The following is a 13,303-nucleotide window of genomic DNA, read 5'->3' on the forward strand; positions in this document are numbered from 1 at the left end:
CCTCGCCCAAGCTCCTCCCCACCATTCCTGATAAACTTCCCCACCTTCCAGCCCCGCTCATATCAGAACCGCCATGCCCCCTATCACCGCCACACCCGCTCCACTCTCCCGCCGCTTCTCTGTCGCACCCATGATGGATTGGACGGACCGCCATTGCCGTTTCTTCCTACGCCTCCTGTCGAAGAACGCCCTGCTCTACACCGAAATGGTCACCACCGGCGCTCTCCTCAACGGCGATCACGAACGCTTCCTCCGTCACAACGAAGCCGAGAACCCGCTCGCCCTGCAACTTGGCGGCAGCGTTCCTCTGGATCTGGCTGCCTGCGCCCGCATGGCCCAAGAGCACGGCTACGACGAGGTGAACCTCAACGTCGGCTGCCCGAGCGATCGTGTACAAAACAACATGATCGGCGCCTGCCTGATGGGGCATCCGCAACTGGTGGCGGATTGTGTGAAGGCGATGCGTGATGCGGTGTCGATTCCGGTGACGGTAAAGCATCGCATCGGCATCAACGGTCGGGACAGTTACGCGGAGCTGTGTGATTTCGTCGGCACGGTGCGGGATGCCGGGTGTAACAGTTTTACCGTGCATGCGCGGATTGCGATTCTCGAGGGGTTGTCGCCGAAGGAGAATCGCGACATTCCGCCGTTGCGCTATGACGTGGCGGCGCAGTTGAAGGCGGACTTTCCGGAGCTGGAGATTGTGCTGAACGGCGCCATCAAGACGCTGGAGGCTTGCCATGATCATTTACAGACGTTTGATGGCGTGATGCTGGGGCGTGAGGCGTATCACAATCCGTATTTGCTGGCGCAGGTCGATCAGCAGTTGTTTGGCAGTGAGGCACCAGTGATCAGTCGGGCCGAGGCGTTGGCGCAGTTGCGTCCTTATATAGCCGAGCATTTGTTGGCCGGTGGGGCGATGCATCACATCACACGGCATGTGCTTGGCTTGGGCACGGGGTTCCCGGGGGCGCGCAAGTTTCGTCAGTTGTTGTCGGTGGATATTCACAAGGCCAAGGATCCGCTGGCGTTGCTGGATCAAGCGGCTGAGTTGCTTGAAGGTCGTTGATTGAAGTTTTGCGTGTGCGGGCAATGCATGAGCGTTGCCCGGTGTTTTGTTGTACGGACAGGATGTCTTTCGGTTATGCCCGCGTTTAAACGTGCTTTATTCAATCGCTTCACCCTCCTCGCTTTTTGCTCGACGGTTTCCACCAGCGTCTTCGCCGACTGCAATTTTGCGCGAGGATGTGGTGAAGGAAGCGGTAGCCCTTTTGAGTCGACGCAAATGTCCGGCTTTATGGTGTTCACGGCGACGATGGTGTCGGTCGATGGAACCTCGGATGTATCCGGCCTTAAAAAGCGTGTTTACTCGGCTGAGGAAATCGAAGCAGCGCGTTACTTCCTCGCCAGCGACGGCATGCTGCAGGCCGCGTATTTCACGTCGGCCTTGCAGCGCTATCGCCAGGAGTCGTCGGATTCGACGTTAAACGATCTCGCCGTTGCGGCGTTGATCAGCGCTGAGTAATCAAGCCGCCGCAGCCGCCGTCCAATTCACCCACCCAAACCCCCACGTCGCCAGAATCAACAACCCAAAACCAATCCGATACCACGCGAACGCCGCATAGCTGTGATTCGCAATAAATTTGAGCAAGCCCCGCACGGCGATCATCGCGAAGATGAATGCGGTGACGAAGCCGAGGGCGAAGACTGGCAGGTCGTTGGGCTGGAACAGCTCGCGGTATTTGTAGCCGGAGTACACGGCAGCGCCGACCATGGTGGGCATGGCGAGGAAGAACGAGAATTCGGTGGCGGCTTTGCGCGACAGGCCGAACAGCAGGCCGCCGATGATCGTTGAGCCGGAGCGTGAAGTGCCGGGAATCATCGCCAGGCATTGTACGAAACCTATCTTCAGTGCGTCGGACCAGCGCATGTCGTCGACGCGTTCGACGCTGATCACATGGCTGCGTTGTTCGGCCCAGAGCATGACGACGCCGCCGACCACCAGCGCCACGGCGACGGTGATCGGGTTGAAGAGGTATGCGTGGATGGCGTCGGCAAACAACACGCCCAGGAAAACCGCCGGCAGAAAGGCGATCAGCAAATTGATAGTGAAACGTTGTGCATTGCGCTCGGTGGGCAGGCCTTTGACGATATCGAAGATCTTCGGCCGAAACTCCCAGACCACGGCAAGAATGGCACCCAGTTGAATAATGATATTGAACGCCATTGCGCGTTCACCGTCGAAGTCCAGCAAGTCGGCGACGATGATCTGGTGGCCGGTGCTCGAGATCGGCAGGAACTCGGTCAGGCCTTCTACCGCGCCTAATATCAACACCTGGAAAAAGGTCCAGAAATCCATTAATCCTCCATCAGAGCGCTCTTGTGAGCGACCGGTTAACTGCACTCAGGAATTGAGTATCGGAAATAAAGATTGGCACGCCATTACCCATTGCCTGACGCGGCGCCGGCAGAATATGTCTTATCAAAAGCCACACTCAAGTCATGTTAGTAATCGTCGGCCGACGAACCACTCGAGAAATATTTAGTGCTGGAATGGAAAAAAGTTAGCGTGAGCAATAAAGTGTGATCCAGTGCACAGTATTACCGGATGGCGATACAGTGGCATATCGACATAACTAAAGCTGTCGCAATAGACTCAAAATAGTGGCACCATTGCATATCGCCATCACCTAAGCCGTAGTTCACTCTCTCGAGAAAATCAACTAAAAGCCTGAAAAGCTTACTTATTGTTAGAAATCTCGCGAGGCACGTCTAAAATCCGCGCAAATGTTACCAATTGTCAGTCACAGATGAGAACCGGTGCTTTAACATCCCGATGTCAGCACCTAATTCGAGTCAATGCACGATGCTCTCAGCGAACTTGGCGACTAGAAGCCCGCGCCCGACAAATGACGAACCCGGTGTTCTTACTCTGGGTCGTACCCGTGGCGTGGCCGAACATTTTAGAACGCTAATCGCCCAGCATGTTCGTAGCGATTTGGCGCTTGAAGCCAGTGCCTACGCTAGTTCACATAACTTTAATGAACATGTGGGATCGTACCGGGCAATCTTCCTGATTATCGATAGCCCACAGGCTCTCGAGGACAATCTTGCGCTGGTGGAGAATCTGCGCAGCGACAACTTGAAGCCGATTATTTGCGCGGTTATCACCGGTCGCGGTGCCTTCAACAAGATCAAGTACTATCTGGCGGGTGCTGATATTTGTATCAAACTCAACACGCTTTCCGACGACGGCACAGAGTTGCTGGGCGAGTTCTTCATCAGTGAAGAATGGCAGCGCAACATCAATCTTACGCTTGATCCGACGCGCATTTGCCTGATGGACAAGAGCAAAAAACTCGACATCTCGTTTGCCGAGATGAAGATCCTCGAAGCCTTTGCGCGAACCGGCAATCACATCCTGAGCCATGATGAGATCGCCGGCATCATGGGCCTCAATACCAATTTCTACGACCCTCGGGCACTGGAAAAATCAATCAGTCGTTTGCGTGGAAAAATCAAGGACATGTATGGTACAAACGCGATTCAGAGCATTCGCGGTTATGGCTATCGCCTGCTGCGGGGTCTGATATCGACTGCCTGAGTCTCGGGCAGCCAATCCCTTTTGCAACGTACGAAGGATCGTCCAATGCAGCCATACAGTTCCTTTTCTGCTCCGCTTCTGTTTGAAATCAAGCAATTGAATGAGCGCGTCAACACGACCCATAACAATAAAACTCCATAACATAGCAGCAGTTCGAGTGGAATTTATCGAGGGCCAATCTTGGGCCCAGACCCTGCCTATCGATTACTTCCGAGGAAGCTATTGCTCGCCTGCCGATTTTCTTTTAGCCAATTTTGGTATGTATTCAGGAGAGAGACATGGAAACCAGTACAACCCTCCCAAGGAAATATTTTGTTGTCGTGACTCACAGTACAACGTCGCAACGTGAACTGGAGAGCATCCTGTCCAGTGAGCGCTTCAACTCGTTTGGCACGTCGCAGGCACAAATGTTTGTTGAAGGTGTTGCTTCGCCCTCCTCCGCGCCAATGGTGATGGAGTTCACATATCCGCACATCAGTCGAAAAAATGTCGCGCGCAGTATCGAGCATGATACTCAGCGAATTCTGGCCACACTTGAGTCGGAATGGCTGGCCGCGCAATCGGCAACTGCGTTCCAACACAATTCAGTCATTACCGGCGATATCAGCAACATGCCCCCTGCCGTTCAAAGCGATATGCCGTACAGCGCAACCTGGCATCTTGACCCGGAACAAGGCGCACTGGTCAGAGAAGGGGTCGAGATCAGTCTTACGGGCCTGGAAACAGCACTGGTGCGTAAAATGCTCAGCCATGAAGAGCGAGTTGTCAGCCGTGATGATTTGATCATCAGCATCGGTCGCGAACCGGAACAATACCGTGGCCTGGAAATGTGCCTGAGTCGTCTGCAAGACAAATTCAAAAGCGCCAGCAACGGTGAGCGTCTGTTTCGCGCGGTAAGAAATCGCGGTTATTGCCTTATCCAGGACATCGTCGCGTAAATAACGCCGACCTCCGCCAATAAAACAAACAGAACAAGTGCGATTACAAAAACAACAAGAGCACTCTGTTTGGCTTTACCCCTCCTTGAGTTGTATCTTCCCTGGCTCCAACAGTAACAAATACCCCACCGCATAATCACCCCCTGCTCTGCGACCTTTTCTAACACACTACTATTTAAATATTAGAATAGTTGGCACTGTGCCATCTTGTTAGAACTCGTCAGACACCATTCCCGGCAATAACTTAGTCTATTGACTGACGACAGTTCGGCATATCGATGTTGTTACCTCAGGACACTCGCTACAACAAAAACAATAAGTCTGCATAACAACTCGGATTTCAACTGTTGAAACCTGAATGGACGTCTTTTGGGGATATTCGTATGGATCTTTCTCTCAGTATCAATCGAAACACGGGCCTCAAGGGACTGACCTTTTGGGGCCAATGGGCACTCGCTCAGGCGTTCGTCGTAACGCTGCTGTTTATCCTGGCCGAGCAGCACACCGGTACGGTCGCGTTCTATTACCGAATGTGCGCAACGCTGGCAGTACTGGCCTCGGTTCCGGCCTACACGTTCACCGGTGTCTATCGCAAACGCGACAACTACCTGACCGGCCTGGGCCGGCTGTTCATGGGCTGGTCGATGACCATGGCAGCGCTGGCGTGCATTGCATTCGTCTGCCAGGCCGATGAGCTGTTTTCGCGTCAGGTGATTCTGAGCTGGGCGGTGTACGGCTTCCTTGGTCAGGCATTTCTCTACGCACCGTTGCATGCGTTTTCCAAGTACTACCAGCGTTCGCGCAAGAGTGAACACAAGACGTTGATCGTCGGTACTGGTGAACTGGCGCTGGGTCTGGCGAAGAAGCTCAGCCAGCTGGAAAACCTGCCATTGGTGGGTCTGGTCAGCAACGGCGATGTGACCACGCTGGGCTCCGATGCGCCGAGAGTCGTCGGCGCACAGGAGCAACTGCTGGACCTGATCGCGGCCCATGACATCCGCCGTCTGTACATCACCCTGCCGCTGTGCGAAGCAGCGAAGATCGAAGCGATGTATGTCGATCTGCTGGGTGCCAACGTCGATGTGGTGTGGGTGCCGGATCTGAACAGCCTGACGCTGCTCAACCACTCGGTAAAAGTCGTGGACGGTCTGCCGGCGATCTACCTGAACGAAAGCCCGCTGACCAGCCGCCCGACCGCCGCACTGAGCAAGAGCCTGGTGGAAAAGGCTGTGGCGTTTCTGGCGATCATCGCGCTGAGCCCGATCCTGCTGATCATTGCACTGGCGGTGAAGCTCAACTCCCCAGGTCCGGTGTTTTTCAAGCAGGATCGCCATGGCTGGAACGGCAAGGTGATCAAGGTCTGGAAATTCCGCTCGATGCGTGTTCATGATGATCGTGATGTGAAGCAGGCCAGCCGCAATGACTCGCGCATTACCGCCGTCGGCCGCTTTATCCGTCGCACCTCGCTGGATGAATTGCCGCAACTGTTCAACGTTTTGCAAGGGCACATGGCCCTGGTCGGCCCACGTCCACATGCGGTCGCGCACAATAATTACTACTCGGGGAAAATCCTCGCGTACATGGCGCGCCACCGGATCAAACCGGGCATCACCGGCCTCGCCCAGATCAGCGGCTGCCGTGGCGAGACCGACACCATCGACAAGATGCAGAAACGAGTGGAGATCGACCTGCAGTACATCAACAGCTGGTCGTTGTGGCTGGATCTGAAGATCCTGGTGAAGACACCGTTTACGTTGCTGTCGAAGGATATTTACTGAGGTTCAGGGTTGTAGATTCAAGGGGACGAAAGTCCCCTTTTTTGTGGGCGGGATTTGGGGGATGGGGTGGGATTGTGGCCTGACGAATAACCCCTGTAGGAGTGAGCCTGCTCGCGATGGCGGTGTGTCAGGCAACATCAATGTTGGCTGGGCTGACGCCATCGCGAGCAGGCTCACTCCTACAGGGATTTGGGGATGGGTCGCGATTTGTGGTCTGGCGATTAACCCATGTAGGAGTGAGCCTGCTCGCGATGGCGGTGTGTCAGGCGACATCAATGTTGACTGGACTGACGCCATCGCGAGCAGGCTCACTCCTACAGGGATTTGGGGATGGGTCGCGATTTGTGGTCTGGCGATTAACCCATGTAGGAGTGAGCCTGCTCGCGATAGCGGTGTGTCAGGCAACATGAATGTGACTGGACTGACGCCATCGCGAGCAGGCTCACTCCTACAGGGATTTGGGGATGGGTCGCGATTTGTGGTCTGGCGAATAACCCCTGTAGGAGTGAGCCTGCTCGCGATGGCGGTGTGTCAGGCAACATGAATGTGACTGGACTGACGCCATCGCGAGCAGGCTCACTCCTACAGGGATTTGGGGATGGGTCGCGATTTGTGGTCTGGTGATTAACCCGTGTAGGAGTGAGCCTGCTCGCGATAGCGGTGTGTCAGGCAACATCAATGTTGGCTGGGCTGACGCCATCGCGAGCAGGCTCACTCCTACAGGGGATCCGTGTTGTGACGGAGATCGCTATCTACTCGGTTATCTTCTCGAAATTACGATAGAACATATCGCCTTCACGGCTATCGGTCATCGAGTGCAGTTGGTAGCTGCGGTTGAGCCGCGCGCCGCCGTCTCGGGTCAGGGGGGCCCAGACCAGGTTGGCGCGGCGCATGGTCGACATGCTCATCATTTCGTCGAACGGGATCGACAGGTACAGACCCTTGTCGAAGCTACCTTCGCCATATTCGGCGCTGCTGGCGGTGGTGATCGTCGCCCAGGCACCCACCCGCACACCGTTGAAAAACTCCCGCGAGATATCCACCGTCGCGCCCCAGTCCCCAGCCAGATAGCGACCGACACTCACCGCCGCCAGCGTGTCGAACGGCAGGTCGGTGTAGCCGGTGATGTGCCCGGTCACCACTGAGTAATCGCGCAAGGCAAAGCCCTGATCGAAATCACGCTGACGCACCCAGTTAAGGTCCGCGCCCAGTGACCAGCGCTCGCCGGTCGGGCGGAACAGCACCTCGGCGCCGACCCCGGCAAACATCGACTCCAGATAACCGCCGTAGACCATGCCATACAGGTCTTTATCCAGTTGCTCGGCATGGCTGACCTGGAACAGCGGCATGGTCGTATTGGAGGTGGTCAGGTACTGCCGCAGATCGGTTCGCACACGCGGTAATCCGCTGGGCGCGTCGTAGCTGAATTTGTCGAAGTTGTTCGCCAGGTTGGCGCTGAGCAAGCCGCTCCACCAGGTGTTGCGGTTGAAACGATATTCGGCGTCGGCATCGGCGCTGAATTGATAGAGCAAACCATCCGGACCACCAACGTTCTGCTTGAAGCCCAGGCCCACGCCATAGCTGAAATGCTGCGGCGCCTCGCTGTAGAGGGTCGTCTCGTTGTGCGGCATCGCCGGGTTGATTTCGGTGGTGCGGTGCAGCGATTCCAGCGGTTCCTCATTGTTGATCACTTCGCGGAAGGTCTGGCGCGGCAGGCTGGTTTCTTCCAGCGGCAGGTCGTAGCGCTTGTTGACCACGGTGAACCAGTCGATGTCGTCGTTGACACTGTTATCGAGAATCCGGCTCGCCCGCCCGACGGCTTTGGACGAATGGAAATAACGCTGCTGCTCGCCGTAGACGATCAGCTCGGAATCACGCTGGGCGATGCGCTCGACCTTATAGCCGGCGTTCTGCTGCAAACGCCTCGATACATCGGCCCAGTCGACCTGCGCCATCGTCGCCGTCGGGGCTTTCGCCGGCAGCGGTTCCGGGGTCGGGTCGTAGGTTTTTGCCGGGGCTTTGCGGCTGACGAAATTGGTGTGAAAGGTCACGCCGAACATCGCTGTGTTGCCGCGTTCCCACGCCGCGCTGACGTCGATCGAATCGGTGACTTTGAATACTGCGCCGAGGTTGATCGGCGAGTCCTGCTTGATCTCGTTGTCCTTCGGTTCGTTTTTGTAATCGTTGCCTTCGAACTCGAGCTTCAGACTGAGGCGATCCCACGGCGTCTGATAGCTCACGCCACCGAACAGCGAAGGCCGGCCACGAAAGTACGAGCCCGAGTTGACGTCACCGGTGCCTTCGAGCGCCGGCCGGGTATCGAAGCGGCTGCTGGCATAGCCCAGCGGGTTATCGAAGTCGCCGCGATTGCCGATATAGCCCCAGGCGATGCCGGCGCTGAAATCGAAGTTGTCGTAGCGTTTGTTGGCGACGAAATATTCACTGGAGAACAAACCGGTACCACCGATATCGCGGAAGCCCAGCGCCACTTCCGGCGCCCAATGGCTTTCCTGCCACAGCCGGACTTTGGCGTCGACCGCCTTGTCCTTATAGCTTTGGCTGCCGCTCAGGGCCTCCGAGCCGTACGGCCGGTTGGTGATCGCGGTGTAGCGAAACGAGCCTTCGAGCCAGTCCAGCGGCTGCAACGACACGCTGTAGCGGCTGTACGGATCGGTGCGGTTGGCGTTGACGCTCAACTCCCCCGCCGGGGCCATGCGCGCGGTCGGCGTCTGCCACAAGCCGGTGCCACCGAAGTCATTCTGGGTAATGCGCGGCTCGGCGTGAGCCAGGCCACAGGGCAATAACAACACAGCTGCAAAACGTAACTTCAACGAACCACCTCGGCCAGCTGCGTGGCAATGAATTCGGCCAACTGCTGATTCAGTTCAGGAAGAGGCGGATCAAGATCATCATTTTTCAGCGGTACCAGAATCTTGCTGCCGGCCACCGGGAATTGCCCGGACTCACGATTCCAGTGGGCAATGCCGACGCGCCGCGACACGCCGTTGGGCTGGATCAGCCACAGATAATCGGCTTCGGCATCGTCGAGAATCGAGCAACCTTGCAGGTATTCGCGCGCCTCCTGCAACGGCTGATACGGCAAGTGGCACGGCGCGGCGACGGCGCCCAGCACCTGCACTTCATCGACCCGCTTCGGATAGACCAGACGATCGCCATCCTCGAGACGAATGTTGCGCGCGAAGCCGGTTTCCACCGCGACCGGGTCGAGATCGGCGATCTGCCGGCCGGTCACCGGCATCTGCCGCACTTCTTCAGCGATACGCTGCGCCAGCGCCACACGGCTCGGTTTGTCGAACAGCACGGCCATGCGCTGCAGCACCTCAAGATCGAACAGCACACCGACCTTGAGCCGCGTTTGCTGTTCGATCAGCGACTGGCGCAGCAAGCCGCCGGCGAGCCAGTAGCCTTCGGCGTTCGGCACGGCCTCGCTGATCACATCGAGCAAGCGCCCGCCGGGCGGCAACGGGATCGGCCCGGGATTGGCGACATCACCCGATACGGTAACGGCAGCCTGACTGACCCCGGTCATCAGGATCAGACCCGCTGACCACAATCTCAGGCGCTTCACGGCAGGTGCCTGCGAGCAGGCGTCAGTTGCACGACCTTGACGCGCAACTGCGTCGTCAGTTGCTGCTCGCTTTGCAGAATGAAACCGTCGCGCGGATCGACCCAGTAATGATTGGTCGCGCGCAAGCCGATGGCCGGCGCGTCAATCTGCTCATCGACACGCAGCACGGCGTATTCCTTGTCGAGGATATTCAGGGTAGTGTCCGAGCGCCGGCTGAAGCGGCTGTTGACGATCACCCCGACTTCCTGACCCTTGTACAGATCGATCCAGCGGCGCGTGGTGAAGCCATCGGCGACGTGATGCAGGCCGCGCTTGAACGGCGAGTCATCGGCCAGGCGTGTGCCGTCCAGATCGCCTTCCAGGCCCAGGCCGATGCTGCGCACGGCGAGGCCATCTCGCAGCAGCAGAACTTGCTTGCCGGAAGCGACCCAGAACTGCAGGTCTTCACGCTCGCGCATCAGCGCCAGCACGCCGGAGCCGGACGGCGTGGTCAGCTTCAGTTGCGGGTAATTGACCGCGGCCACTTCAGCGGCCGTCACGTCCACTTCGTCCGGACCGACCACTGCGGCCTTGAGGTTGTTCAGCGACGCGCTCATCAGCGGATTACAACCACTGAGCAACACCGCCGCGCACAGGCAGACGCCAACTTTCAATGTATTCACAGTCGGCGACCTTATTTGCTGTTGTTACTGTATTCGCTCCAGTTCTTCGCCGCGGAAGCCCCGGTGCCGACAATCGATGCCGACGGCACCAACTGGCTGATGAAGCGGTTCCAGCGCGTGACGTTTGCCGGGCCGACGTAGACCACATCCTGCGGGCGCACCTGAAAGTGCGAGGCCAGCGCCATGGCGGTCGGTGATTCGGCTTCCAGTTGGTAGATCTTCGCCGGCTCGACATCGAGATTTTCCACGCCACGAATGACGTACACCGCGTTACCGTTGGAGCTGGTCTGGCTGAGACCGCCGACCGAGCCGAGCACGTCGGAGAGGTTCATCGTCGCCGTCTTGAAACTCAACGCGCGGGGCTGGTTGACCTCGCCCATTACGTAGATGCGCTTGTTGTCGTTGTACGGCAGATACAACTGGTCGCCACCCTTGAGGAAGACGTTCTGCAACTCGGAATCCTGCTGATTGAGCGAGTCGAGATTGAGCGGATAAGTACGCCCGTCGCGCGTCAGCAACAGCCCGGACAGATCGGCGTTGTTGGTGTCGATACCGGCCGAGCCAAGGGCTTCGACCACGCTCAGCGGGTTGGTGGAAATCGCTTGCGGGCCAGCCTTGGTGACCGCACCGGTGACCACGACTTTCTGGCTGGCAAAACGCAACACCGCGACGTCGACCTGCGGCTCGGCGATGAACGCCGACAAGCGCTGCTCGATGTCCGCGCGCAGTTGCTGGATGGTGCGGCCGGCGGCCTGCACTTCCTTGATGAACGGGTAATACAGCGTGCCATCGGAGCGCACCAGACGGCCGTTGGCATCGATCTGTTGCTGCGCGCCGGACGGGGCCGTCAGCTCCGGGTGATCCCACACGGTGATGTACAGCACGTCGTTGTTACCGATGCGGTACTCGGCGGGGGTCGCCAACAACTCCGCCGGCAGCGATTCGTGCTTTTGCGTCGCGCGGTTCATGGCGATCAGCTTCGGCGTGATCGGAATCAGCTCGACCCGGCTGCTTTCACTCGCGCCCTGGCGGGTGATGTCGCTGGTGCTGAGGTATTGACCGGGGGAAAACATGCAACCTTGCAAAGCGAGACTTGCCAACATTAAAAGATAAACACTACGAGTCATAATGGCACTACGCTATTCAAGGGCGAATCCAAAAACAAAGTCACCCGACTTGCGTCGGGCGACCCTGTACTGCACTAACAGAACTTCCTGTTAGTTATGCGTGCCGGTTGTACCGGTGGTACCCGTCGTACCGGTGGTACCGCCGTTGGCACTGCCACCGCTGTTGGACGCCGCTACAGCACTGGCAACCATTGCAGTACTGGCTGCGGGCGCTTGAGAAGCCGCCACACTGCCACCTACATTGGTTACCGCTGTCAACGGCGCTTCAGCGGCGGCAGCCCAGTTGCTCAACATCGTCAACAGGGCAACTGCCATCACTTTTTTCATATCAACTCCTTTCTAACATTCGACCTGTTAAAAAACCGGCCTGTGTTAGCGGTGGTAGAGTTCAAGTCCGCAAAAAGCGCGAACAAGATCCGTTGTTCTTTCACAGTCAGACGCAACTGATAAAAGTCGAACGGCAGGCTTATATCTACGGACTTGCAAAAGGCATTGCCAGTGTAATTTCCCGACGTTATCTAACAACCTGACTGAAAATAACATTGGACTAATTGGCCATCATCGCGAGTATCCATTCGGATGATTGGATTGCCAGCGCCAGGTGTCGGCGACCATGTCCTGCAAGTTGCGTGTGGCTTTCCAGCCAAGTTCTTTCGCGGCTTTCGAAGCATCGGCAAAACTCTCGGCAATGTCACCGGCGCGACGCGGCATCATCCGGTACGGCACCGGCCGTCCACAGGCCTGTTCGAACGCCTGCAGCACTTGCAGCACGCTGTAGCCATCGCCGGTACCGAGGTTCCAGGTGTGAATGCCGCTGCGCTCGCCAATCGATTGCAACGCCTTCAAATGCCCGTCCGCCAGATCGACCACGTGGATGTAATCGCGCACCCCGGTGCCGTCGACCGTGGGGTAGTCGTTGCCGAAGATCGACAGTTCTTGCAGGCTGCCGACCGCGACCTGGCTGATGTACGGCACCAGATTGTTGGGAATGCCGTTGGGGTCTTCGCCCATGTGGCCGCTCTGGTGCGCGCCGATCGGGTTGAAGTAGCGCAGCAAGGCGATGCTCCAGCGCGGCTCGGCCCGGCTCAGATCGCGCAATACGTTTTCCACGATCAGCTTCGACTGACCGTAGGGATTGGTCGGCGTGCCGGTCGGAAATTCCTCGCTGATCGGCATCTGTTCAGGCTCGCCATACACCGTGGCCGAAGAACTGAACACCAGCCGGAACACCCCCGCCGCCGCCATCGCCTGACACAGCGTGACACTGCCGCCGACGTTGGTTTCGTAGTACTCCAGCGGCTTGCGCACGCTTTCGCCCACCGCTTTCAGCCCGGCGAAATGCAGCACCGCTTCGATCTGATGCTCACGGAAGATCCGGTCGAGCAACGCGCGGTCGCAGACATCGCCGCGAATCATCCAGGCACTCTTGCCGCAAATCGCTTCCACGGCATGAAGTGCCGCATCGCTGCTGTTGCAAAGATTATCCAGCACCACAACTTCATAGCCTGCTTCAAGCAATGCAAGTGTGGTATGCGAGCCGATATAGCCGGCGCCACCCGTTACCAGAATCTTCATAGCGCGGTCCGTCTTTTGGATAAGTGACAA

At 57.6% G+C, this 13,303-nt stretch carries 12 protein-coding genes; 5 read left to right on the plus strand and 7 right to left on the minus strand.

The genetic code is table 11. From position 1 onward, the window contains the following. Positions 1-73 precede the first annotated feature (73 nt). Positions 74-1,069: a tRNA dihydrouridine(20/20a) synthase DusA gene (dusA, locus tag BLU52_RS15720; protein ID WP_090284656.1), complete on the plus strand. Its 996-nt coding sequence runs from the start codon at positions 74-76 to the stop codon at positions 1,067-1,069. 75 nt (positions 1,070-1,144) lie between these two features. Then, complete coding sequence (locus tag BLU52_RS15725) at positions 1,145-1,525, plus strand: DUF2388 domain-containing protein (RefSeq protein WP_090284658.1); 381 nt, start codon at positions 1,145-1,147, stop codon at positions 1,523-1,525. Here the strand turns inward: BLU52_RS15725 and BLU52_RS15730 are convergent, their stop codons facing one another. Next, positions 1,526-2,359 carry an undecaprenyl-diphosphate phosphatase gene (locus BLU52_RS15730; protein WP_090284660.1) on the minus strand — a complete coding sequence of 278 codons (834 nt, stop codon included), beginning with the start codon at positions 2,357-2,359 and terminating at the stop codon, positions 1,526-1,528. Between the two features lie 507 nt (positions 2,360-2,866). On the opposite strand from BLU52_RS15730, the gene BLU52_RS15735 reads away from it, so the two are divergent. The 3 genes from BLU52_RS15735 to BLU52_RS15745 all read left to right on the plus strand — a co-directional run bounded on the left by BLU52_RS15735 (position 2,867) and on the right by BLU52_RS15745 (position 6,320). After that, positions 2,867-3,604 carry a winged helix-turn-helix domain-containing protein gene (locus BLU52_RS15735; RefSeq protein ID WP_090284661.1) on the plus strand — a complete coding sequence of 246 codons (738 nt, stop codon included), beginning with the start codon at positions 2,867-2,869 and terminating at the stop codon, positions 3,602-3,604. 278 nt (positions 3,605-3,882) lie between these two features. After that, positions 3,883-4,542: a winged helix-turn-helix domain-containing protein gene (locus BLU52_RS15740; RefSeq protein ID WP_090284663.1), complete on the plus strand. Its 660-nt coding sequence runs from the start codon at positions 3,883-3,885 to the stop codon at positions 4,540-4,542. Between the two features lie 383 nt (positions 4,543-4,925). Beyond that, on the plus strand, positions 4,926-6,320 hold the full coding sequence (locus BLU52_RS15745; protein WP_090284665.1) for an undecaprenyl-phosphate glucose phosphotransferase: 1,395 nt from the start codon (positions 4,926-4,928) through the stop codon (positions 6,318-6,320). Positions 6,321-7,072: 752 nt separating this feature from the next. Here BLU52_RS15745 and BLU52_RS15750 read toward each other — a convergent pair. The 6 genes from BLU52_RS15750 to galE all read right to left on the minus strand — a co-directional run bounded on the left by BLU52_RS15750 (position 7,073) and on the right by galE (position 13,273). After that, a complete protein-coding gene (locus tag BLU52_RS15750) occupies positions 7,073-9,151 on the minus strand; it encodes a YjbH domain-containing protein (protein WP_090284667.1) in 2,079 nt (692 codons plus the stop codon). Then, entirely contained in the window at positions 9,148-9,909 is a 762-nt protein-coding gene (locus BLU52_RS15755) for a capsule biosynthesis GfcC family protein (protein ID WP_197677941.1), read from the minus strand. Before BLU52_RS15755 ends, BLU52_RS15750 begins: the two co-directional genes overlap by 4 nt. Continuing rightward, positions 9,906-10,571, minus strand: coding sequence for a YjbF family lipoprotein (locus BLU52_RS15760; RefSeq protein ID WP_090284669.1), 666 nt, complete (start codon positions 10,569-10,571; stop codon positions 9,906-9,908). Before BLU52_RS15760 ends, BLU52_RS15755 begins: the two co-directional genes overlap by 4 nt. A gap of 11 nt (positions 10,572-10,582) precedes the next feature. Next, on the minus strand, positions 10,583-11,698 hold the full coding sequence (locus BLU52_RS15765) for a polysaccharide biosynthesis/export family protein (RefSeq protein WP_197677942.1): 1,116 nt from the start codon (positions 11,696-11,698) through the stop codon (positions 10,583-10,585). A 90-nt stretch (positions 11,699-11,788) separates the two neighbouring features. Continuing rightward, entirely contained in the window at positions 11,789-12,025 is a 237-nt protein-coding gene (locus BLU52_RS15770) for a hypothetical protein (protein ID WP_016775457.1), read from the minus strand. A 231-nt stretch (positions 12,026-12,256) separates the two neighbouring features. Further along, entirely contained in the window at positions 12,257-13,273 is a 1,017-nt protein-coding gene (gene galE, locus BLU52_RS15775; RefSeq protein WP_090284673.1) for a UDP-glucose 4-epimerase GalE, read from the minus strand. Between the last annotated feature and the right edge of the window lie 30 nt (positions 13,274-13,303).

This window comes from Pseudomonas granadensis (assembly GCF_900105485.1).
Taxonomy (GTDB): domain Bacteria; phylum Pseudomonadota; class Gammaproteobacteria; order Pseudomonadales; family Pseudomonadaceae; genus Aquipseudomonas; species Aquipseudomonas granadensis.